Source organism: Pseudomonadota bacterium (genome assembly GCA_016711215.1).
Taxonomy (GTDB): domain Bacteria; phylum Myxococcota_A; class Polyangia.
Genome location: JADJTL010000004.1, coordinates 245,417 through 267,667, shown reverse-complemented (window position 1 = coordinate 267,667; position 22,251 = coordinate 245,417). Strand labels below are relative to the sequence as shown.

General features: G+C 69.6%; 13 protein-coding genes and 3 pseudogenes. 6 read left to right on the top strand and 10 right to left on the bottom strand.

The features are described 5' to 3' along the window. Window positions 1-20 precede the first annotated feature (20 nt). On the top strand, window positions 21-344 hold the full coding sequence (gene rpsU / locus IPL40_13110; protein MBK8482085.1) for a 30S ribosomal protein S21: 324 nt from the start codon (window positions 21-23) through the stop codon (window positions 342-344). Window positions 345-590: 246 nt separating this feature from the next. Here the strand turns inward: rpsU and IPL40_13105 are convergent, their stop codons facing one another. The 3 genes from IPL40_13105 to IPL40_13095 form a co-directional block, all read right to left on the bottom strand. Further along, window positions 591-1,958 carry an RsmB/NOP family class I SAM-dependent RNA methyltransferase gene (locus IPL40_13105; protein MBK8482084.1) on the bottom strand — a complete coding sequence of 456 codons (1,368 nt, stop codon included), beginning with the start codon at window positions 1,956-1,958 and terminating at the stop codon, window positions 591-593. Continuing rightward, on the bottom strand, window positions 1,955-3,385 hold the full coding sequence (locus tag IPL40_13100) for a UTP--glucose-1-phosphate uridylyltransferase (protein MBK8482083.1): 1,431 nt from the start codon (window positions 3,383-3,385) through the stop codon (window positions 1,955-1,957). The genes IPL40_13105 and IPL40_13100 overlap by 4 nt, the downstream gene beginning before the upstream one ends. A gap of 80 nt (window positions 3,386-3,465) precedes the next feature. Beyond that, the gene (locus tag IPL40_13095) at window positions 3,466-3,828 is read right to left on the bottom strand and encodes a hypothetical protein (protein ID MBK8482082.1); all 363 of its coding nucleotides are present in this window, start codon (window positions 3,826-3,828) and stop codon (window positions 3,466-3,468) included. Between the two features lie 170 nt (window positions 3,829-3,998). Here IPL40_13095 and IPL40_13090 point away from each other — a divergent pair, with 170 nt between their 5' ends. From IPL40_13090 to IPL40_13080, 3 genes are all read left to right on the top strand, one after another. Continuing rightward, the gene (locus tag IPL40_13090; GenBank protein ID MBK8482081.1) at window positions 3,999-5,144 is read left to right on the top strand and encodes a hypothetical protein; all 1,146 of its coding nucleotides are present in this window, start codon (window positions 3,999-4,001) and stop codon (window positions 5,142-5,144) included. 36 nt (window positions 5,145-5,180) lie between these two features. After that, on the top strand, window positions 5,181-6,062 hold the full coding sequence (locus tag IPL40_13085) for an outer membrane beta-barrel protein (GenBank protein ID MBK8482080.1): 882 nt from the start codon (window positions 5,181-5,183) through the stop codon (window positions 6,060-6,062). Window positions 6,063-6,158: 96 nt separating this feature from the next. Continuing rightward, complete coding sequence (locus tag IPL40_13080; protein MBK8482079.1) at window positions 6,159-7,907, top strand: chitobiase/beta-hexosaminidase C-terminal domain-containing protein; 1,749 nt, start codon at window positions 6,159-6,161, stop codon at window positions 7,905-7,907. Between the two features lie 107 nt (window positions 7,908-8,014). On the opposite strand, the gene IPL40_13075 is transcribed toward IPL40_13080, so the two are convergent. The 5 genes and pseudogenes from IPL40_13075 to IPL40_13055 all read right to left on the bottom strand — a co-directional run bounded on the left by IPL40_13075 (window position 8,015) and on the right by IPL40_13055 (window position 14,826). After that, window positions 8,015-10,990: a PQQ-binding-like beta-propeller repeat protein gene (locus IPL40_13075; protein ID MBK8482078.1), complete on the bottom strand. Its 2,976-nt coding sequence runs from the start codon at window positions 10,988-10,990 to the stop codon at window positions 8,015-8,017. Between the two features lie 259 nt (window positions 10,991-11,249). Then, a pseudogene (locus IPL40_13070) lies at window positions 11,250-11,837 on the bottom strand (RCC1 repeat-containing protein). Between the two features lie 345 nt (window positions 11,838-12,182). Beyond that, a pseudogene (locus IPL40_13065) lies at window positions 12,183-12,491 on the bottom strand (hypothetical protein). Between the two features lie 246 nt (window positions 12,492-12,737). Continuing rightward, window positions 12,738-13,469, bottom strand: a pseudogene (locus IPL40_13060) (hypothetical protein). Between the two features lie 1,021 nt (window positions 13,470-14,490). Beyond that, the gene (locus tag IPL40_13055) at window positions 14,491-14,826 is read right to left on the bottom strand and encodes an SCP2 sterol-binding domain-containing protein (protein MBK8482077.1); all 336 of its coding nucleotides are present in this window, start codon (window positions 14,824-14,826) and stop codon (window positions 14,491-14,493) included. A 244-nt stretch (window positions 14,827-15,070) separates the two neighbouring features. Between IPL40_13055 and IPL40_13050 the strand changes: the two genes are divergently transcribed. Both IPL40_13050 and glnE read left to right on the top strand, forming a co-directional pair. Next, window positions 15,071-15,859, top strand: coding sequence for a hypothetical protein (locus tag IPL40_13050; GenBank protein ID MBK8482076.1), 789 nt, complete (start codon window positions 15,071-15,073; stop codon window positions 15,857-15,859). 40 nt (window positions 15,860-15,899) lie between these two features. Beyond that, window positions 15,900-18,983: a bifunctional [glutamate--ammonia ligase]-adenylyl-L-tyrosine phosphorylase/[glutamate--ammonia-ligase] adenylyltransferase gene (gene glnE / locus IPL40_13045; protein MBK8482075.1), complete on the top strand. Its 3,084-nt coding sequence runs from the start codon at window positions 15,900-15,902 to the stop codon at window positions 18,981-18,983. Here the strand turns inward: glnE and IPL40_13040 are convergent. Then, window positions 18,944-19,975, bottom strand: a complete 1,032-nt coding sequence (locus IPL40_13040) for an LptF/LptG family permease (protein ID MBK8482074.1) — start codon at window positions 19,973-19,975, stop codon at window positions 18,944-18,946. The genes glnE and IPL40_13040 overlap by 40 nt on opposite strands. Window positions 19,976-20,019: 44 nt before the next feature. After that, window positions 20,020-22,200: a glycogen debranching protein GlgX gene (gene glgX / locus IPL40_13035; GenBank protein ID MBK8482073.1), complete on the bottom strand. Its 2,181-nt coding sequence runs from the start codon at window positions 22,198-22,200 to the stop codon at window positions 20,020-20,022. Window positions 22,201-22,251 lie beyond the last annotated feature (51 nt).

Genomic DNA, 22,251 nt, shown 5'->3' with positions numbered 1-22,251 from the left:
GGGTGCGGTGGGAAGGGTCCATGCAGGAAGAACCGACGATCGAAAAGCAGCCCCCGGCGCTCGTGTCAGCGCCAGTGCCGGCGCCGGCCCCTGAGCCGCGCGCCACGAGCGCCTCGCATACTGTCGAAGGGCGTCCCCTCGAGGTGGTCGTAGACGACCGTGGTCTCGAGCGCGCGATCCGACGCCTCAAGCGAAAGATCGACACCGAGGGCATTACCCGCGAGGTCAAGCGTCGGCGGCATTACGAGAAGCCGAGTGTGCGCAAGCGCCGCAAGGCGCGTGAGGCCGAGCGCCGTCGCCGTCGCCGCGATCGGCGGCTGCTGCGGAAACCGGGCCCGACGTAGATCCCCCGCCTGGGCCCCGCGCTTGGGCAGTCCCGCTTGGGCAGTCCCGCTTGGGCAGTCCCGCTTGGGCAGTCTCAAGCGCAGGGCCATAACTCAATGGACCGTTAGCGTGGCTTGTCGGATTGCCAGCGGGCCCTTCTCCGGAGGCCCTGGCCTCGGCGCCGGCTTGCGCTGCCCTTGGATGCACACACACTGCGCCGCACTGCAACTGCACTGCGCTGCCTGAGTGGGCCGCGCAGCGACGGCTCAAGCCCCCAGCGCGGGTGGCGCGGCGAGGGTCTTTCGACGGCGCATTCGAGCGACGAACATCGCGTCGCAGTCTCCCTCCCACGGCCAAAGCTGGAGCATGCCGCTGCAGCCGGGCGCCCCCGTCAGCGGATGCGCGAACTCGTCGAGCACGAATTCGTCGTGCTGCGCGAGGAAGTCGGCCACCAGGCGCTCGTTCTCGCGCGCGAAGAGCGAACAGGTGGCGTAGACCAAGACCCCCGCAGGCCCGACGCCGCATGCCGCTGCGCTGAGCAAACGCGCTTGCAGGGCCACGAGCTCAGAGAGGTCCTCCGGCTGCACGCGCCAGCGCGCATCGGGGTTGCGCCGCCAGGTGCCGCTGCCGCTGCACGGTGCATCGACCAGCACGCCATCGAAGAGCGCCTTGCGTGGATCCGGCGCCTGCCCCGACCAGGCCGCCGTCCGAATATTGCTGAGCCCGGCGCGACGCGCCCGCCGGCGCAGCTCCTCGAGCTTGGCGCCGCGCACGTCGGTAGCCAAGACACTTCCCTTGCCAGCCATCAGCGCGGCCAAGTGCAGCGTCTTGCCCCCGCCACCCGCGCAGGCATCCCACCAACGTTGTCCCGGCCGCGGCGCGCAGACGTGGCCGATCGCCTGCGAGGCGAGGTCCTGGACCTCGATGCGGCCCGCGCGGAACGCTGGCAGGGGCCGTAGATCGCGGCGTGGCTGGCCCAGCGAAAGCGCCTGCGCCAGCCACGCATGCCGATGCACGGAGAGCTCAGCCGCCTCGAGCTCGCGCACGAGCGCAGCCCCGTTTTCGCACTGTGCGCGCAGCCAGATCGGTGGGCGGCGCTGCAGCCAGCCTTGCAGCTCGGGAAGGGGGCGCGGGCAGGCGGCCACTTCCGCGTTGAACCAGGCCGGCGAGAGCGCTGCCAGGACCGGCTCGACGCGCGGCAGGCCGAGGAGCGGCACAAGGGTGCGCCAGCGCGTCTCGACCTCGCGTTGTGCGGCAACGCGGGCCACGTCGGCCGCGCTGAGGCCACTGCCAGGCAGCCAGTGCGCGCCGGCCGCCGGAAAGGGCAGCCCCTCGAGCAAGGTCGCTGCAACGAGCAGGGCTGGCGGCAGGGCGTCGGGGCTCGGCTGCAGCTCGCGCAGCCACCCCCACCAGCGCAGCACGGCGAAGCTGGTCTCGCTGATCAGCCTGCGGTCGCGGCCGCCCAGCTCGTGATGGGCGCGGAAATAGGCTGTCAGCAGGCGGTCCGCCGGTCGACGCTGACCGAGACATAACGCCAGCAGCTCGCGCACGGTATCGAGGCAGAGCTGCGCCTGCCGCGCGAGGTAGCGGCCGCTCTCCGCTGCGGAGGTACGAGCGGTCGGCGTGCGCGTCATTCGTGGAGGTAGGTGTCGGTCTGCGCGAGAAAGGCTCGCGGCAAGCGGGACGCTAGCTCGGCGGCATCGAGCGCGTAGAGCGGGCTGATCTCGACGCGGGCGCCGGGCGCGACCACGCCCCCCGCTCGCTCGATCCAGCCGCGGTGCAGCGCGCCGAGCAGCGCGCGGGCGCTCTCGGGACTATCGACGCCGCTCGCCTGCTTGACCGGCGCGAACTCCTCGTCGCGCGTGCAAGCGACCACGATCGCGCGGTCGGCCGCGGGTAGCGTGTCGAGGGCGAAGGTCTCCAGCTTGAAGGCATTGGGCGTCGGCGGGGAGATCAGCCGGCCGCTGGTGTCGAGGTGTGCAATCCGCTTATGCGCTCGGTGCACGGGAAGGTCGCGGCGCGCGGCCTGGCGCTCGGCGAAGCCGCGGCTCCAGACGAACAAGCCCGGATTGCCGTGGCCGAAGAGCAACTCACCCGCGGCGTCGCGCGCGCTCGCCAGACGCGCCGGGAGCTCGGTGTACTCGACGATGCAGAGGCGATCCGCGCGGCGGGCGAAGCAGCCGACTGCCTCGAGCGGCTCGCTGCGGCGCACCGACTTGCAGGAGAACTCGCTCTCCGCAAGGAGGTGGTGGCCGACGAAGCGCGCATCGCAGCTCGCGGCCAGCGCGTTGTCGACGTGGAAGTAGCTGATCGCGTCGACCCCATGTTCACGCATCTGCGCGAACACGCCGTGCTGCTCCATCGCGGCGAAGAGACCACCGTTGCCGTTAGGCGCAAGGACGAGGCGATCTGGCGCGGCGAGCAGCAGGCGACCGTCGGCGTCGACCGCCGGCAGGACGCCCTGCGGAAAGATCTGGACCCGATCCGGCGGCAGGCCGAAGCACTCGTGCGCCAAGAAGAACGCGCGGGTCACCGCCACGTTCTCCGGGCTGGCCATCACGTAGAGGAAGGGCACCCGCCCGAAGCGCCGGCCGAGCGCGACCAGCCGCTCGGCGTGCATCGCGAAGAGGCTGCGGCCGCTGACCGGCCCGAGCGCGAAGGCGCCCTTCGGTCCGTCGTAGCCGAGACGCGTGCCTTGGCCCCCGGCGACCAGCAGTGCCGCCACGCGTCCGTCGCGCAACGCCTGCTCGCCCGCCGCCCGCGCCTGCGCCTCGCCGGGGTCGGGCAGGGGTACGGCCTCCCGCAGCGGCTCAACGCCCCCGCCGAGACCGGGATGCGGCCCCGCCGCGGGCCATGCCTGCGTCAGGGCCTCGAGATCGACCAGGTCGAGGTCCGCGAGGAGACGCAGGCGACCCGCCGTGGTCAGCGCCGCCCAGAAGCCAAGAACGTGGGCCTGCCCGTGCCTTGTCAGGCGTTGGCAGGCCTCGGCGTAGCGGCGCTCGAGGCCCTCGGAAGCCGAGCCAACCCCCTCGGAAGCCGAGCCAACCCCCTCGGAAGCCAAGCCAACCGCTGATGCGGAGGGCGCCTTGAGTGAATTAAGTGAAGGATTCGCCGCCGAGCCCACGCCGCCCCCTCAAAGCCCTAGCGAGCGCGCTCGATCACGCCGACGCGTGCCGTCGGTCGGTCGCCCTTGAGGCGCCCGTCCACCGCGCTCGAGAATTCCGCGTAGGCGAACTGCGGCAGGGGCGCGACCTGGCTCAACTTGGCGCGCAGCGTTTCGGGCGGGCATTCGACGTGAGCCGGCACACCCGCGAGCTGCATCACCAGCAGGCTCTCCCAGAGCGGCACCTCGCCCGCGCAGAAGTGACAGCTGGTCTCACGATCGGGATCGCCGGCCATGCGAATTGCCGCGGCACGCGCCTGCTCGACGAGGGCGAAGAGCAGGCCCTGGAGGTCGTCGCTGGCCACGGCGGCATGGTGGGCGACGAGGCCCCGTGCTGTCAAGGCGAAGCCCTCCGCAGAATCCAGGCGATCGCGCGCTCAACAGGGCCGAGGCGGCGTGAGCTGAGACGCAACGCCGAAATTGACCACTGCCTGCGCCGCATGTTAACTCCACGGCGCAATTGTCAGCAGGGTTTCTGGAAATCAGCCTCTGAAGAGGAGATCGGTCCAACATGAACCGCTCGTTCAAGGCCATGGCGTTCGTCATGGCGGTCGCGCTGGTGGGCTGCGAAACCGACGTCGACCTCGGCGCTCGACCGCAATTTTGGAATGGCTCGAATAACCTGACGCTGCTGGTCTTCGACGGCCAGACGGGCGCTGGCGTGGTCGACGCCACCGTCACCTTGCAGGTCGGGCCCACGGTGCTGACAGCGACGCGGACCGACAACGTCTATGTCTTGCCGCAGATCCCGCAGGGTACCTTCCCGGTCTTCATCCAATCACCGGGATACCTGCCTTTCGTCGCGACGCAGTACTTCTCGGGGGGCAGCATGCTTACGAGCTCCACGCCCTCCCTTTCCTACCAGACCTTCACCGCGGTGCTCTTCCCGGTGCGCAGCGTCGATCACGACATCACGGTGCGGGCCTACGAGGGCGTCGATGGCGACCCTGTGGCCGCAGGACAGGTCGTGGCGCAGATCGACGTCAACCAGGCGATCAACGCCATCGTCCGGCCCGGAACCTCGCCGCTGCCCGGTGCGCTCGGGTTCCTGCCGCGCACGATCGTCGCGACCATCGCCAACGGTCTCGCCGTGCTTCCCAAGGACCAGCTCGTCTTCGGCGCCGTCTACGATATCTCGGTGATCGCGGCGCGCAACGCGGCGGGCGAGTATCTCGAACCCGCGACCATCCAGGATGTGCGCGCCGGCGACGATTTCCCGACGGCAGTAATATTCATGGGCCCCCCGGCCGAGACACCGGCAGCGCTCAGGGCGAGCAACGAGGACGGCGGCACCCAGCAGAAGCTCATTGTCACCTTCCCCTATCCGGTGGAGGTCTGCAGCGAGCCTGAAGGTCACGCCTGGCGCAATGTCACCCCGCCACCCGTCGACACTGACAACGACGGGACCTCTGCTGCGCCCCACCCGCAGACCCCTGTCACCGTCGCGCTCTCGGAGAGCGACACGGTGCTCACTGTGGGCTACGAGATCGATCCAGCGGCGCCGAGCGCCGACGATCCGGGTGACAATCTTTCGGTGCAGTTCGCGGGCATCGAGATCCGCGTGGTCGGGGCCTCCACCTGCACAGGTCTCGGGGCGATCAGAATCCGCGGCGCCGCTACCGTCGACACGACGATCGTCGCGCGCAAGGTCAACTAGCGGACTGGCAACGCGAGCACGTGGAGAGCATGAATCATGCGTAACGTAGTCAATCTCGCGCTGCTGGTCGCCACCTCGGCGCTCATGGCAGCGCCGCCAGCCGCCGCGCAGCCCGCCGAGCGACCTGCCGCAGTCGCACCGTCGGCGAGCACCGACCGCTCGAGCGAGCTGCCAGCCTCGACCCCGCCGGTAGCCGCAAGCGGAGCCGTGGCGGCCCCGCCAGCGCCGCGGGTCCCGCCCTTGCCGCTGGATCAGGGTTGGAACTCCAACTGGGGCTTCCTGCTCAGTCTCAACAACATTTTCCAGAACGGTAGCTTTCTCACCACCTATGGGGGCATGGGCGCGGCCGGCTACTACGCCTTCAAGCCCGACCTGATGCTGCGCCTCGGCGTCACGCTCTGGCGCAACAGCAGCCCGCTCTTCATCCAAGAGCAGACGCGGGAAACGGCCGGAGAGAAGCTGGCGACCTACACCGTTGGTAACGGTGCTAGCGGCCTGGGCTTCAATGGGCGCGGCGACCTGCTCTGGCGGCTCAGCCCGAAGGCGGTCGCGCCCTATCTCGGTGCGGGGCTCTTTCTCGACTCCACGCACTCGCGCCAGACGCGCGACGATGAGGTCTCGGTCGTCGACCAGATCACCCGCTTTCGCTCACGGGACACGATCATCGCCCTCGGCGCACGCGGCATGGGTGGCGCGGAGTGGCGGCTTCATCCGAACTTCGCGCTCTTCGCTGAGTATGAGCTCTCGGTCTCGTTCCTGACTTGGACCAGCTCCTCCTCGAGCACCACCGTAGAAAACAGTGAGGGCGGCGTGCGAACCGTGACCCGCACCGCCAGCAACTCGGCGCGGACGAGCTGGCTGACCTGGGGCAACACGCTGGCCCAGGGCGCGTCCCTTGGGCTGATCGTGCTCTTCTGAGCGGACGAGACTCGGTTTCGTCGGTGCCGCAGGGTGGTCTCGCGGCGGCCACGCGATCATCGCCTTGCCGCTCTTCTTCTTCGTCGGAGGCAAGAGATGATTCGCCGGCTTGATGGCAGGTATTCGGCAGTGGCGCTGGCCCTGCTGACCACGTTGGCGTGCGGTGTCGACGTGCGGGATTCGACCCCGCGCTCCCCGGCCCCGGTGGTCAAGCTCGGGCCCCTGATTGTCGCGCGCGCCGCGCGCGGTGTCGTTTCAGCCAGCGGGAGCTATCGCCAGGAGACCTTGTTCATCACCTCGAACGCCGAGGGCGACGTGCGGGTGGCGCTGGGGGATAACTGCGCCACCGGTATCACGCTGGTGGAGAGCCTCGCGGTGAAGGCCAACACCGAGGTCGAGGTGCCGCTGCGGGCCGAGGGTGCGCTCGCTGCCGAGCGGATCTACACCGTCCAGGTTTGTCTACGGACCAGTGGCGGCGCGGCGGCACGCACCGCGGTGGCGCTCCGCGTCGACAACCAAGCCCCAACGGTCACGCCGACCCTCCGCACGGGTGCCTACTGCGGGGCGCATGTCTTGCGCTTCCACTGTGACGAATGCACGACGATCGCCTACGCCACGGGCGACGCCGTGACCATCGATGGCGATGGCGCCGTACTCCAGGGCACGCGCTATGACGACGCGGCGCCCGTCGTGCTGACCGAGAACACCGAGGTCTCCTACGCGGCCATCGACCGGGCGGGCAACGTCAGCGCCGTGGGGCGTACCACGCTCAAGATCGGGGTTTCCCGCGCGCCTGTGATCTCCAACGTCTTGCTCAGCGACCCTATCGTCAGCGTCGACGGCGCGGGCGGCGCACCGGCGAAGACCACGCTCAGCTTCGAGGCGGAGCAGGGCCTCTACTTCAGCGTTCGCCTGGGGACCGGGTCGTGCGCCACTGGCAGCGTGATCGCGCAGGGAACGACTCACTTTGGCGGTACGACCTCGCTGCAACTTGCCGCCGCCAGCCTGAGCGAGGGGCGTAATCGCCTCGCCGTCTGCGTGCGGGACGGCGATGGGTGTACCGGTGCCGCCCCATTTGCGCTGGAGGCCCGCGAGCAGCCCAAGGCCTTCGCCATCACGAGCCTCTCGAGCGCCAACTGCACGATCGTGGACCACAACAGCATCACCGGCGACGATCGTGGCGGCATCGCCGTGTCGGGCTCGCGCCTCTTCGTCGGCGGCGACGGGCAGACCGCCGTCCTTGATCTCGAGCTCGTGCAGACGCCGGTGGGGCTGAGCGCGAACTTCGATACGATCTTCGGCGACCTCGAGAGCGGCAGGGTCTATGTGCTGGATTCTGGCGCCGGCGTAGTGCCCTACCAATACGGGCCCTTCAACGCCTTGGTGGAGCTCGACGCCTCGGGGGGGATTGTGGGCCGAACGGCGCTCAGCACGCCCATCCCCGGCGGCACCCCCCCCAGCTCGGTGCATGCCGCTCGTGGCGGCGCGCTGATCGTAGCCAACGGGCGGGTCTTCCGGATCGCTGCAGCGAGCGGTTTTGTCGAAGACCTCGGCGCGGCGCCTTCGCGCCGGGCCCGGACCTGCGAAGACGGTATTGCCCACGGCGTCGCCGAGCAGATCGCTGGGCAATGGTGGATTGCCTATCGCGACGACGCCACGCAGAGCATCGTGCGCACCCGGATCAGCGACGGCCAGACGCAGACCATCGCGGCCTTCACCGACCTCGGTGATCTGTGCAGCTTCACGGTTTCGCCGGGGCGCAACCGCTGGTACTTCCACTTCGAGAACAACGCGCAGTTTGGCAGCGGATCGGAGTCCGTGGGCTTCTGCGACGCCGCTTTCTGATCGTCAAGGACCTCCGGTTAAGCTCTCTGCGCAGACCACGCGCGGGCGCCGCGTCAGGTCGCCGCCGACACCATGGCTAATGCGCGCTGACGCTTCGTCGGTCGCCGCTAGGGCGCGAGGTTGTACCTAAAGAGGGTGCCGGTGCTGGTGCCGACGTAGAGCATCAGGGCGCGGGTATCGTAGGTGGGGCTGCCGACGGCGGCGCTGCCGCTGCCGACGGTCTGGGTGTTGAGCAGGGCGCCGGTGGTGAGGCTGAGCTCGCGGAGCTTGCCGTCGCTCGCGCCGACGAAGAGGCTGTCGCGCTCGGGGATGGCCAGCGGCAGGCTCGCCCCGGGGATCGGGCTGGCGGTCTTCCAGACCAGCGAGCCGTCGGCGTTGAGCAGGCGCAGGTGGCCATCCGCCGTGGCGAAGAGCAGGCGACCGAGGTGGCTCCCGCTCCAGAGCACGACCACGCCCGAGGCGATGGCGCTGCCGGCCGCGCAACTCGTGCCGAGCGCGTCGGTGGCGGTGCAGAAGGCCCGCTCGTTTCCCTTGAAGCTGGTGCAACCGTTACCCTGCGTGCTCCAGCAGCTCACGCCGTCTGCCGTGCGGACGCGGTGCAGGCGACCGGCGTTGGTGCCGACGTAGAGGCTGGTGCGCGTGGTCTCGGCGAAGCTCGGCGAGGCGTCGCTGTCGCCGAGATTACGGCTCCAGCTCACGTTGCCCGGCGTCGCATCCCCCGCATCGACGGCCCAGAGCGTGCTGCCGCCGCTGAGGCTCGTGCTCGTCGCAAAGAGCTTGCGGGCCGTCGCGTCGTGAATCGGGCTGCCGCTGATCTGGCCCACATTGAGGGCGCCGGTGGCGCCGGCGCAGCTCCCGTTGAGCACCCAGCGACACACGCCCGTCTTGGCGTCGAAGGCGAAGATGCGATTCTGCGCGCCGCTGAGGTTGCGCGTCGCGAAGAACGCCAGGTTGCGCGTGGGCGAGACCACGGGCGCTGCGACGAGCGCCGCGCCCAGCGGCTGGTCGCCGGCGAGGCCGCTGTCGGCATCGGTCGTGAAGCGCAGCGCGCCCGTGTCGGCGTTGATCGCATAGCCCAGGCCTGAGGCCGTCGCGGCATAGAGCGTGTTGAAGCTGTCGCCCGGTAGCTTACCCACCGGGCTGCGGCCTTGCACCGCATCGGCCAGCCGTGCCGGGCTGTAGCGCGGCACGCGCGCCGTCGGGCTGAGCGCATAGAGCCAGCCGCTGTTATTGCCGGCGAAGGCCACGCGCTTACTGAGGTCGGTGCTCGGCAACACCGTCGGCGGCGCCAGGCTCGCGACCTCCGTGTCGTAGAGGATCGACGGCTCCCAGGGCGGGATGCGCCGTACGACGGCGCCGTTGGCGCCCACCGCCACGCCCATCGTCCAGTCCGCCGGCAGGGTCACGGCCAGCAGCGTCTCGCTGCTGCCTGAGCTCTCCTGCGTCCATGTCGTGCCGCCATCCGTCGTGCGCAGCACCAGGCCCCCCTCGCCCACCGCCGTGCCCTGCAGCGCACCGAGGGGGAAGCTCAGCGCGTACAGCGTCCCGTAGACCGCGGTGGTCAGCGTGCTCCAGCTGCTGCCGCCGTTGATCGTCTTGACGATGGTGCCGTTGTCACCGGCGGCGAAGCCCGTCTGCGGGCCGATGAAGGCCAGCGCCCGCAGCGTCGCCGGTGTGCCCGAACTGAGCGGGCTCCAGCTCGTGCCAGCGTTGGTGGTCTTGAGCAGCACGCCGCCGTCCCCGGCCGCGAAGCCCGTCTGCGCGTCGACGAAGCGCAGCGCGTGCAGCGCCGCCGCCGTGCCCGAGGTCAGCGCGCTCCAGCTCGTGCCACCGTTGGTGGTCTTGAGCAGCACGCCGCCATCGCCGGCCGCGAAGCCCGTCTGCGCATCGAGCAGGGCGAGGGCCCGCAGCGTCGCCGTTGTGCCCGAGCTCTGCGCCGTCCACGCCAGGCCGCCGTTGGTCGTCTTGAGCAGCACGCCGCCGTCACCCGCGGCGAGGCCCGTCTGGGCATCGACGAAAGCCAGCGCCCGCAGCGTCGCCGCCGTCCCCGCGCTCAGCGCCGTCCAGCCCGCTCCGCCGTCGCTGCTCTTGAGCAGCGTGCCGTTCGTGCCCGCCGCGTAGCCCACCGTCGTGTCCCCCGGGAAGGTCACCGCCTGCAAGCTCGCGCTCAGCGCGGCGGAGGGTGCGCCCCAGGCCGTGCCCCCGCACGCCCCGCAGTCGCTCGGACACGAGCCGCAGCTCTCGCCCGCATCGCAGCTCGCATTGCCGCAGGCCGGCGCCGCACACGCGCCGCAGTCGTCAGGGCAGCTCGTACACGTCTCGCCCGGCTCGCAGCCGTGCTTGCCGCAGGTCGTGTAGCAAGCGCCGCAGTCCCCCGGACAGAGCGCGCAGGTCTCATCCGCCTCGCAGCGCGCATTGCCGCATTGGCTCGGCGTGCACAGGCCCCCGGGCGCGCAGTCCGCAGGACAGCTGGCTGCATCTTCGAGCACGCCATCACAGACGCAGTTGCCGCAGGTCGTCGCGCAGTCGCCCGGGCAACCGCCATCTCGGCGCTCCAGGGGCGAGCAACTCCCGTCGCCGCAGATATCCAGCGCCATGTCGCCGGTCAGGTCGCTGCCGCGGGTATGACCGAGCTGAAAGGAATCGTTCCCCCCCCAGCACCACAGCCGGCCATCGTCAAAACGTCCACAGGCGTGCTTCGAGGCAAGCGCGACCTCAGCGACCTGCGTGCCGAGTCCCGCAATCCTCCGCGGCTCTGTCCAGGAGTACGCCGGATCCCAGAACCAGCCCGTCCACACCATGGGAATGGGCGCGCCCCAACACCAGAGGCTTCCATCCGTACGCCGCGCACACGAGTGTGAGGAGCTCCCAGCCACGAACTCCGCAGTGTCGGTCCCGACCGCGGTGGCCCGGATTGGTGTGGGGCTGAACATTGTCGTGCCGTCGCCAAGCTCACCATAGAAATTCAAGCCCCAGCACCACACGGTGCCGTCGACGCGCCGGGCGCAAGAATGCGAACTTCCGAGCGCCAGACCTTCGACCGAGGTGCCGAGCGCGGAGACGAGCACCGGAGCGGGGCGCATCAGCGTGGTGCCGTCGCCAATGGTGCCGGCGCCATTCCCCCCCCAACACCATACGCTTCCCGTCGATACGCCGAGCGCAGGTGTGATCGGAGCCGACGGACACCTCAGTAACCGTGGTGCCAAGAGCCGCGACCGCTACGGGGCCTCGCCGCGATCGCGTCGTGCCGTCACCGAGCTGACCGAGGGTGTTCCACCCCCAACACCGAAGAGTGCCGTCAGTCAGGCGCGCGCAATCGTGTCCGGTGCCGTACTGGCTCCAGTAGGAGCCCACGGCTATGTCCGCGACCGCAGTCCCAAGAGCCGCCACGGCCGCCGGGAAGAGCGTCGAACGCGTGCTGCCATCGCCGAGCTGCCCGTAAGCGCCATTACCCCAGCACCACAGGCTGCCGTTGGTCTTGCGTGCGCAGGTATGGCCATCCCCTGCGGCGACCTCGACCACGGCGGTGCCCAGCGCTGTCACCACCCTGGGGATCAGTCGCGTCGCCGTCGTGCCATCACCGAGCTGCCCATAGGCATTATCGCCCCAGCAAAGAAGGACTCCGTCCGCACGCAGCGCGCAGTTATGCGTGGTGGCCGCGCTGACCTGGGTGAAGCGTGCGCGATGACAATCGCTCGGGCAGCTCGCCTCGTCCTCGGTCGGGCCACACCGACCATCGCCGCAGCTCGCCTGCCGGCAATCGACGGCGCAACTCTCTGCCGTTTCGGCGCGACTGCACACACCGTCGCCGCAATCGCAGCTCAGGCCCACCACCCGCACCGGAATGGGCGAATTGACGGCAGTACCGTCGCCGAGGTGACCGGAGGCGTTGTCTCCCCAGCACCAGAGCGTCCCGTCTATCCGCCTCACGCAGGTGGAGTCGACTCCGGCGACGACCTCCGCGACCGTTGTTCCAAGTGCGGTGACTTGAACGGGGTTCTCGTGGTCGTCCCAGGCGGTCGAGCTACCAGTCGTACCATCGCCCATCTGGCCGACATCGTCATTCCCCCAACACCAGAGGCTCCCATCGGTCCTCAGTGCACAGTGGTGGGAGCTCCCCATGGCAACGTCGGCCACCGTGTTACCCAGCGCGGTGATCTGAATTGGGCTGTGAGTCCAAGTAGCGAGTCCTTTATGGTCGTGAATCGGGAAACTGCGCCCCCAGCACCAAAGGGTGGCATCCGCCAACTTGGCGCAGCGAGATATCCAGGTGCCATCGGCCGAGGCCGCAATTCTCGTGGCCGCGGTGCCCAGCGCGGTCACCGGGACGGGGTCGGGCCGCCCGATGGTTGTGCCATCACCGAGCTGCCCCTCATCGTTCGCCCCCCAACACCAAACGCTGCCATCCTTGCGGCGTACGCAGGTAGATGTTCCTCCACGCGCAAGTTCGGCGACTGTCGTGCCAAGTGCAGTGACGAGGACGGGGACGGGATTGCTGCCCTTCTCCCAGCACCATAGGCTCCCATCGGTGCGGCGCGCGCAGTTCGCGTCTGGGTATGGAGAGCTACTCCAACTCAAGCCCATCTCCTCGACCGCGGCGCTGCTCCCAGCAGCCCCGATGGCGACCGGCACGCCGTTCAGGACGCTCCCGTCGGGGAGTGTCTGCCCGTAGCTAGCGCCCCAGCACCAGACGTCACCATCGGCGCGTCGCGCGCACGTGCTACCCCACGTCACCTCGACGTCCAGCACACCGACCAGCGGCGGTCCCCCAGGCCCTTCGAGCACTGGCTGCGCCACCACGGCAGCATCGGACGTCGGGGCACGACCCAGTTGACCGGAGCTGTTATTGCCCCAACACCAGACGGTGGAATCGGACTTGACGGCACAGCTATGGACGCTGCCGATAGCGAAGCGGCCAACGCAGCAGCTCTGCCCGGGCTCGCAGGTGGCGAAGCTGGGGCAGCGGCGCGGGCTGGCGTCGCCGAGGTTGAGGCCCATGCGGGTCTGCAGGGCACCAGCCCCGATGTCGAAGACCTGGCAGCTCCCCGCCTGCTGGGTGGGCAGTGTGGGCAGACCCCAGTCTCGCGCCCAGGTGCAGCCGTCCTGATACCAGCCGGCGACGCTCAGGTTGAGCAGCATCCCCTGCTCGACGGCGCCCGTGGAGGCGAGGTCGGGGTAGGTGTGGTAGCCGGGCTCGCATTGGTTGAGCTCGCTACTCTCGAAGCTCAGTCCGCCAGTGACGTTGGCGCGGTTGTAGGGGCTGACGGTCACACCCGTGCGGTTGGTCGCCGTCTTCAGCGCGAGCGCCGCCAGGTAGTCGGGCTCCTTGCTCGCGCCGCCCGCATGCGTCTCGCGCGGATTGAGCCCCCAGGCGGCATCCAGCGCGTAGCCGATCTGCTGACCGGCGGCGATCGGCTCGGGGATCGAGCCGATGTGATGCTCGCGGAACTGCCAGTGACGCTTCCAGACGTTGCCGCCCCAGCTCAGCTCGGAGAGATAGATCGGGCGGGCCGAGAGCGTGCCGTCGCGCACGGCGTAGCCGGAGAGGCCAGCGGCGAGCATCCCCTTGCCGCAGCGGTAGACGGCCTTGCCTTGCGCCTCGTCCCAGCTCTGCAGACACAGGTAGCGAAAGTAGGTGCTGAAGGTCTCGGGGTTGGCGGTGGCCTCGGGGCCGGTGATGGGGTGCAGGAGAAAGGGCCGATAGGCGCGGTCGGCGCAGGCCAGGCCGATGGCGGAGAGCACCTCGTAGGTCACGCTCTGATCGACGCCGCCGCCGGGGTTGAAGCTGCCGTCGCCGTCGAGATCCTCGTCGATCGCCACCGTCACCGCCGGACACGCCCCCGGCTGGCCGAGCGCGATGCCTGTGTCGCAGTCCTCGCCGCCGTCAACCACGCCGTTGCCGCAGCTCGCCGGCACCGGATTGGCGCAGGCCTCGCGCACCAGCTCGACCGCTTCCTTCAGCACCAACCAGCGCGGCACGGTCACGTGCGCCGCGAGGTCATCCGATGCGTCCCCGGGCGTCCCCTGGTCGAAGACGTGCGGCAGCCGCGTCGCCGGGCAGAGCAGCTCGGTCTGCGCGAGCGTGTAGCGCCCGAAGTCCGTCAGCGTGGTCGAGGGAATCCGCAGCTCGCCCGCATCCAGCGCGGCCCCGGTCAGCACGCTGTTGATCGAGTTCATCGAGTTCATCGCGTTCATCGAATTGAGCGCGTTCATCGAATTGAGCGCGTTCATCGAGTTCATCGAGTTGAGCCCGTTGAGCGCGTTCATCGAATTCATCGAGTTCATCGAATTTGTCGCGTTGAGCGCGTTCATCGCGTTCATCGCGTTCATCGAGTTCATGCTGTTGGCCGCGTTGGTCGCCGCCCGCGCCGCCACCCCGAGCTGGCTGGCTGGCACAGCTTCGTCGCCGGCGCTGCAGCCCGACCCCAGGGTCAGCGCCGCAACGAGGAGCCCGTTGATCGCGCACGCAACTATGGCTCTTGAAGACGTAATCATCCGTACACCTCGATTGCCTTATGATATAGCCGACGAGGTGCATGATCAATAACAAATGTGACTAGGCCTACAAGCTCCTCGGGTGTCTTTAGCCGGCGAGGGAGAGCAGATCCTGCAGCCGCGTGGCGAGCATCGGATCGCCCTGGACGACCAAACGCCCCTCGAGGAAGAGCTGCATGCCAAGCTGCGGGTCCTTCAGCATGGCGAGGAAGTCGGTAGCGGTCAGCTCGACCTTGCAGTCCGCCGTGGCGCTGACGCCGGCGGCGACGGTCGGCGGATCGGCCTTGGCGTCGATGGTCCAGCTTCCCCCGCCCTCACCACTGAGCTGAATCACGAACACCCCGTTCAGCTCCCGCGCGCGCTGCGGGTCGCGCTGCATCGCCTGCGGCAGGCTCTGCTCGAAGAACGCGTTGATCATCGTCATGGCATTTGCTCCAGTCGTCATGGCCTTGCTCCAGTTGTCATGGCTTCGCTCCAGGTGGATGGTCTCGCTTGAGCGTAGACAAGAAGCCGGTCCGGGCGCAAACGCGCTTGCCGTCTCCGAGTCAGATTGGTAGCATGCCGCACATTTCAGCGGCCAAACGTCACCAACGTGAGCTTTCGCGGTCGTGGCGGTTATGTTGCCAACGCAGCGTGGTTCCCGCATGGAGCCGTCGAGGGAGGGATGAATGCTTGAGTTCCTGATTACGGGGGACTTGGCGCAGCAGGTGCTGGGGCTGGCCCAGCGCGACCCGAAGCTGGCGCGGACGCTTGCTCAGCAGTTCGTCGCCCGGGTCGAACCCGTGGCGATGCAGGGTTTTCTGCTCGATGACGCGGCGGCCATCGAGCTGCTGACCAGGCGCCTGGCGCAGGATCCAGCGCGGACGCTCGAGCAGCTCCAGCGGCTGCCGCTGGCCAAGCGGGTGCGGGTCGCGGCAACGAAGCCCGCGCGTCGAGCGGCGGCCGCCAGCGCTTCGCCGGCGGGGAAAAGCGCGCCGGCGGGAAAAAGGCGGCGTCGGCAGCGGCTCAGCACCGCTGACGCCGCCGTCTTGAAGCGGGCGATCCTCGAGTATGTCGGCGCCCATCCGGGTGCCAATCGCAGCGGCATCCTCAGCGCGGTCGCGATCCCCACGGACGGGCTCTATAACCGCGTGATGGGCGAGCTGCGGCAGGCCGGCGAGTTGGCGGGCAGCGGCGCGCGCTCGAGCATGGTCTACAGGCTGAAGCGGCGCGGCGCGGCGGCTGCCGCCGTCGCGGGTGGCGCGAAGGGAAGCGCCAAGGGAAAGCGCAAGGCGGCGGGCGGGGCTAAGGCCCCCGCGAAGGGCCCCGCGCCCAAGGGCAAGCCTGCCGCGAAGGCTAAGCCTAAGGTCAAAGGCAAGGGCAAGGCTGGCGCCAAGCGCCGGGCTGCCGCAGCGGTGACCGCGCGGCCGGGGTCGAAACCAGGTGACGCTGGCGGCTCGGCCAGCAGCGCGAGCTGAAGGGGCCACGGGGCCTCGCCGGCGCGCTGCAATCACGCCCTTGGACACCGCCGAAGGTCAGCTCGACGCGCAGACCAAAGCTGCGCTCGCGGCGCTTGACGGCGTCCTTGCGCAGCTCGAGCGCCAGCTTCCTCTCTCGCTCGCCGACCTTCCCAACGCGTTGACAGCACTCGTCACGCGACTGGCCAGGGGTCCGGCCGCGCGCGCGTCGCTCCTGCAGCTCAGGCGGCTGGCCGAGGTGGGGGCAGCGGGGGCTGCCTGGCCGAGCACGGGAGCCGCGTTGCAGGCGCTCGCGGCGATTCTCAGCAGTGGTCCCGAGCTTCCTGCCCTCTTGGTGCGCCGTCCCGAGCGCCTCGAGCTCTTGCTGGCGGAAGACCTCTACCAGCCCTGGCCGCTGGCGCGTTTACGCGAGGATCTGCTGCGGCGCGTGGTTGGGTGGGCCTCTCAGGCCGAAAGTGGCGCCGGCGTGCATGAGCCTGAGCGCGTGGCCGCCGCGATCGCCGCCTTCCGCAACGACCACTACGTCCGGCTGGCCGCCTGCGAGTTCGGCTTGGCCTCGCTCGAGCAGGTCGGGACCGAGCTGGCCAACATCGCGGACGTCTGCGTCGAGGCCGCGCTGGCGGCAGCGATCGCCGTGCAGAGCCAGCGCCACGGCCCGCCGCTCTTGCACGAGGGCGAGGGCTCGCGGCCGTGCCCAATCGCCGCCGTGGCGATGGGCAAGTACGGGGCGCAGGAGCTCAATTTCTGTTCCGACATCGACCTGATCTTCGTCTACGGCAGCGACGACGGCCTCGCGGGCGAGACGGCGTTGCACGAGTTCTTCAGTGCGGTATGCCGCGAGGTCGTCGCGCTGCTCTCGCATCCTGGCGACGAAGGGCCGGCCTTTCGCGTCGATCTGAGGCTGCGCCCGGAGGGTAGCCGCGGTCCGATCTGCAACTCGCTGAGCAGCGCTGAGCGCTACTACGAGACCTGGGGCGGGCCCTACGACCGCCTGGCCTGGCTCAAGGCGCGCTGCGCCGCGGGCGACGCCGCGCTCGGCGAGGCGATGCTGGCGCTGATGCGGCCCTTCGTCTTTCCGCGCAGTCTGAGCAGCGACGTGATCGAGCAGCTCCAGCAGCTCAGGCGGCGCATTCGCGCCGAGCTGGCGGGCCAGGGTCTCGTCAGCGGCTGGAACGTCAAGGTCGGCAGCGGCGGCATACGCGACGTCGAGTTCTTCGTCCAGGCGCTGCAACTGGTCCACGCAGGTAGCCTACCGGCGCTGCGCGAGCGCGCGACCCTGCGAGCGCTCGACAAGCTGCTCTTCGTCGGGCTGATCAGCGAAGGCGAGCGGGCGGCGCTGGCCGAGGCCTATGCGCTCTATCGCCGCATCGAGCACCGGCTGCAGCTCCACGGTGGCCGCCAGACGCACCTGCTCCCCGCGGAGGGCGCGCTGCGCGAGCACATGATTCACCATCTGGGCTACGAGCCGCAGCGCTTCGCCGAGGAGCTCGAACGCCGGCGCGCGCGCGTGGCGGAGATTTACGCCACGCTCGGCACGGTCAGCGCTCCTGACGATGAGCTGTTGGCGCTCGTCGAGCCCGGTTGCCCGCGCGAGGCTGTGGGCGAGGCGCTGCAGCGGCGGGGCTTTCGCCGCTGGCGCTGGGCCGCCGAGCAGCTCGATTTGCTCAAGCAGAAGCCGTGGGGCCCCTTTGGCCAGCTCGCCCCGCCCCGGCTACGGCAACTTGCGGCGGCCTTGCTGCTCGAGCTGGCGGCGGCCCCCGATCCCGACGCCGCGCTGGGCCACCTGATCGACTTCGCCGTGAGGGTTGGCCCGCTGCAGGGCCCGTGGCTGATGCTGGCCGAGAGCAACGAGGTGCGGCGCTTGCTCTGCAACCTCTTCGGCACCTCCGATCTGCTGGCCGCGATGTTCGTTAGTCAGCCCGAGCGCCTCGACGAGCTCCTGCTGGCCGACCGCGCCCAGGCCGCGCGCGCTCCGTCGGCGCTGCAGGCCGACCTCGACCAACGACTCGCCGGCGCGGCCGAGGGCGAGGAGCAGTTCGGCGTGCTCGAGCGGCTGCGCGACGAGGAGCTCCTGCGCATCGGCCTGCATGACATCGCCGGCGATCTGAGCGCCGAGGAGGTCTGGTCTCAGCTGAGTGAGCTCGCGGAGCTGGTGCTGCGCCGACTCTATCCACTCGTCCTCGCCGATCTGGTGCGCAGGCATGGCTGGCCGCGCGACGCTGCGGGGCTGCGCGGGGAGCTGGTGGTGATCGGGCTGGGCAAGCTCGGCGGCCGCGAGATGAGCTATGGCTCGGACCTCGACCTGATCTTCATTCACTCGGGCGGGGGCCAGACGGATGGGCTGAAGCCGCTCGACAACGCCGAGGTCTTCGCCCGGGTGGCGCAGCGCCTGATTCGTGCGCTGACGACGGCCTTCGTGCGCGGCAGCCTCTATCGGGTGGATACGCGGCTACGCCCCTCGGGCAGCAAGGGCACGCTGGTGACCTCGTTGGCGGGGTTCGAGAGCTACCACTGCCGAGCGCAGCTCTGGGAGCGCCAGGTGCTGATCAAGGCGCGCGCGGTGGCCGGCGACGCAGCGCTGGGCGAAACCGTCGAGCGGTGGATCGCGGACTACGTGTATCGGGGCGATCTCGCGCCGGCGTTGCTGCGCGGCGAGATCGCGCGCCTGCGCGCTCGCATCGAGCACGAGCTGGCGGAGGAGGACGAGACCGCCTACAACCTCAAGCTCGGCCGCGGCGGCCTACTCGACGTCGAGTTCGTCGCCCAGTACCTGCAGCTCTGCCATGGCGCGCGCTTCGCGGCGCTGCGCACGCCCTCGACGCTCGAGGCGCTGCAGGTGATCGAGCAGCAGCGCCTCTTGCCGCCGGCGGTCGTGGGGCAGTTGATTGCGGGCTATCGCTTCTTGCGCCGCGTCGAAGGGCGCCTGCGTATCGTGCACGGACGCTCCGCGGAGAAGCTTCCCTTGCGCGCCGCCGAGGTCGACCTGGTGGCGCGGCGGCTGGGCTACCGGCGTCAAGCTGAGGTCAGCGCTGGCGCCCAGCTGCTCGAGGCCTATCTGCAGCAGACGCTGGCGATCCGCGCGGTCTACGAGCAGGTGCTGGGCAGCGACGGGCGCGGGCGCTGAGGCGACCTCCGCCCGGCTCGCCGCCGCCTGCGCCAGCGTCCCGCATGCCACAGCGCCTCATTCGCGGCGACGAGCGCCAGTCCGACAGCGAACCCGCCCAGCTCGGCGCCGGCCAGCATGATCAGGGCGATCGCGGCGGCCGGCGCAGGTCGCTGGGCGCGCAGGCCGACCAGGGTCGCGCCGAGTCCGAGCAACAGGCAGAGACCGGCGCGCTGCGCGGCCGCTGCCCCGTCAGCGCGATCGCGCTGCAGCCAACCCAGGTGCCGCGCCAGGCCGCCGCGCAGGTCCAGCCGCTGGCGGGCCGTGACGAAGCCCCAGCGCCAGGCCGTCAGCCCGGCGCTCGCGCCGCGCGCGACTTCCCCATCGCGCAGGGTCAGCCGCAGGGCGCCCGTGTCTTCGATCTCGAGCAACGCCCGCCGCGCGACAATCACGGCGGGCGGTTCGCCCCCGGCGAGGATCAGTCCGTGCAGCGTCAGCGCGTCGGCGCAACGCTCGCTGACCGCCACCGCGCGCAGCGCAAGCGCGGGCGCGCCCGTCTGCCCGCTGCCCGCCGCGCGCCGCGCGAGCGCCTGTCCGCCGAGCTCATGCCAGCGACCGGAGGAGAGCTGATGGAGCCAGGCGCGCGCACCCTGGCGCCAGAGCCGCACTTCGCTGGCCGCGAGCGCGCGCGGCTCCGCCCAGCGACCGAGCGCCGCGACCAGCAGGGCCACGCTGAGCGCGACCGCGAGCAAGGGCCAGGCGCGTTGCCAGGGTCGCGCGCCCGCCGCCTCCAACGTCTCCCAGACACCTTCGACGCGCAGCCGCTGTGCGGTCAGCAGCAGGCCTCCGAGCACCGCGGCCGGCGCCAGCGCGATGATCAGCGTCGGCAGCGCGAGCCCCGAGAGCAGGGCGACGTCGGCCAGAGCGCTGCGGCCGGCGAGCAGATGGTGGCCGATCCGCATGAGCTGCAACGCGGCCACCGTCAGCGTCAGCGCGAGCAGCGCCCAGCTCACCGTGCCTGCTGCGCACGACAGCAGGTAGCGACTGGCCCAGCGCATCAGGGCGCGGCGGGTGGCTCGGTCATGGGCAGGGCGGCAATCAAGAGCAGCACGGCCCGCGCCGCGAGGCGATAGCGATCGCCCGTGACCTGCGGCGCGTGGGCCTCCTCGACGATATCCTCGGGACTCGGCCGACCGGTGTCGAGCACGCGCCGCCAGGGCGCCTGACGCAGCGGCGGCAGCTCGAAGTCGAGCGGCTCGGTCCACTGGTTGAAGGCGATGTAGAGCTCGTCATCGCGGCTGTGGGGAGCGCTGGTCGGCGGCTGTCCGCGTACCTGCAACGCCAGCGCGTGGGAGTGCTGCGACCAGTCGGGCTGGCCCAGATGCACGCCGTGCCAAATGATGTCGTGGGCGGCGAAGCCCCCGCCCTGGTGCCGGGGTGGGCCGAAGGGGTCGACGAAGCATGGTCGACGCAGGGCGGGATGCCGCTGTCGCAGCGCGACCACTAGCCGCACGAAGCGTTCGAACTCCTGCGCCTCGCTCTTGTTGCTCCAGTCGAGCCAGCTCAGCTCGTTGTCCTGGCAATAGGTGTTGTTGTTGCCCTGCTGCGTGCGCCAGAGTTCATCGCCGCCGAGGAGCATCGGGGTGCCCCGTGAGAACAAGAGCAACGCCATCGCGTTCTTGGCCTGCCGCAGCCGGACGGCGCGCACGCCCGGATCACTCGTCTCGCCCTCGGCGCCCCAGTTGCGGCTGAGATTGTGATCCGTCCCGTCGCGGTTGCCCTCGCCGTTGCGCTCGTTGTGCTTCTGCTCGTAGGAGACGAGATCGCGCAGAGTGAAGCCGTCGTGGCAGGTGATGAAGTTGATGCTGTGTGACGGACTGCTCTTGGTGCCGAAGAGGTCCTGGCTGCCGCCCAGGCGGCGCGCCAGATCGGCGACGACGCCCTCGTCGCCGCGGAGGAAGCGGCGTACATCGTCGCGATAGCGACCATTCCACTCGGCCCAGCCCTCGGGGAAGCCGCCGACCTTGTACATGCCCTCGGCGTCCCAAGCCTCGGCGATCAGCTTGGAACCGCGTAGGATCGGATCGCCGCCGATATCGTAGAGCAGGCTCAGCTCGCCGATCCATTGACCCTGGCGCCCGCGGCCGAGGATCGTCGCGAGGTCGAAGCGGAAGCCGTCGACGTGCATCTCGACCACCCAGTAGCGTAGGCAGTCGAGGATGAACTGCTTCACCACCGGATGGTTGCAGTTCACGGTGTTGCCGCAGCCCGAGTAGTTCTTGTAGTGGCGTCCCTTGTGCAGCATGTAATAGACGGCGTTGTCGAGGCCGCGGAAGCTCAGCGTCGGACCGAGCTGATTGCCTTCGCCGGTGTGGTTGAACACCACGTCGAGAATGACCTCGATCCCCGCTCGGTGCAGGTGCTTGACCATCTCCTTGAACTCGACGACCTCACCCACGGCGTTCGTCCCGCGGCTCGAGGCATAGTCCTGCTCCGGCGAGAAGAAGCCGAGCGTCGAATATCCCCAGTAGTTGGTGATGGTCCGCTGCGTGACGGGATCGGTGCCGGCCGGCTCGCGCATGTTGAATTCATGCACGGGCAGCAGCTCGACCGCAGTCACGCCGAGGCGCTTGAGGTGAGGGATCTTCTCGATCAGGCCGAGGTAGGTGCCGCGATGCTCCACGCCCGATGAGGGGTGCAAGGTGAAGCCGCGCACGTGCGTCTCATAGAAGACGCTGTCGTCGAGCGGCACGCGCGGCGGTTGGTCGGACTCCCAGTCGTAGGGCTGGTTGGCGATGGCAATCGACTTGACCGTATGGCGCGTGCTGTCCTGGGCGTTGAAGCTCAGGTCGCGCTGCGGCGAGCTGCGGTCGTAGCCGTAGAGGGCATCGTGCTCGACGCCGTACTCGCCGACCAGGGCGCGGGCGTAGGGATCCGTGAGCAGCTTGTGGACGTTGAAGCGGTGGCCCGCCTCGACCGGCGCATAGGGCCCGTCCACCCGATAGCCGTAGAGCTGCCCACCGCGCAAATTCGTGGCGAAGACATGCCAGACGTCGCCGGTGCGGTTGAAGCGCGGGTCGAGACGAATCGTCGCACTGGGGGCGTGGGCGTCGACGGAGTCGAAGAGCTCAAGATAGACCGCGGTGCCATGGCGCGAAAAGATCGCGAAGTTGATCCCGTCGGCCATCACGGTGGCGCCGAGCGGGTAGGGTCGACCGACATGCGTTCTGAACTGCATCGTTTGCGTGCTCCGCTGGGCTGTCGTGCAGCCGCGATTGTCGGGCAAAGG

What these genes read in the sequence shown, in the direction of transcription:
- rpsU (MBK8482085.1), top strand. Translation starts at nt 21, where the DNA reads ATGCAGGAAGAACCGACGATCGAAAAGCAGCCCCCGGCGCTCGTGTCA.
- IPL40_13105 (MBK8482084.1), bottom strand. Translation starts at nt 1,958, where the DNA reads ATGACGCGCACGCCGACCGCTCGTACCTCCGCAGCGGAGAGCGGCCGC.
- IPL40_13090 (MBK8482081.1), top strand. Translation starts at nt 3,999, where the DNA reads ATGAACCGCTCGTTCAAGGCCATGGCGTTCGTCATGGCGGTCGCGCTG.
- IPL40_13085 (MBK8482080.1), top strand. Translation starts at nt 5,181, where the DNA reads ATGCGTAACGTAGTCAATCTCGCGCTGCTGGTCGCCACCTCGGCGCTC.
- IPL40_13080 (MBK8482079.1), top strand. Translation starts at nt 6,159, where the DNA reads ATGATTCGCCGGCTTGATGGCAGGTATTCGGCAGTGGCGCTGGCCCTG.
- IPL40_13075 (MBK8482078.1), bottom strand. Translation starts at nt 10,990, where the DNA reads ATGCGCCCCGCTCCGGTGCTCGTCTCCGCGCTCGGCACCTCGGTCGAA.
- IPL40_13055 (MBK8482077.1), bottom strand. Translation starts at nt 14,826, where the DNA reads ATGACGATGATCAACGCGTTCTTCGAGCAGAGCCTGCCGCAGGCGATG.
- IPL40_13050 (MBK8482076.1), top strand. Translation starts at nt 15,071, where the DNA reads ATGCTTGAGTTCCTGATTACGGGGGACTTGGCGCAGCAGGTGCTGGGG.
- glgX (MBK8482073.1), bottom strand. Translation starts at nt 22,200, where the DNA reads ATGCAGTTCAGAACGCATGTCGGTCGACCCTACCCGCTCGGCGCCACC.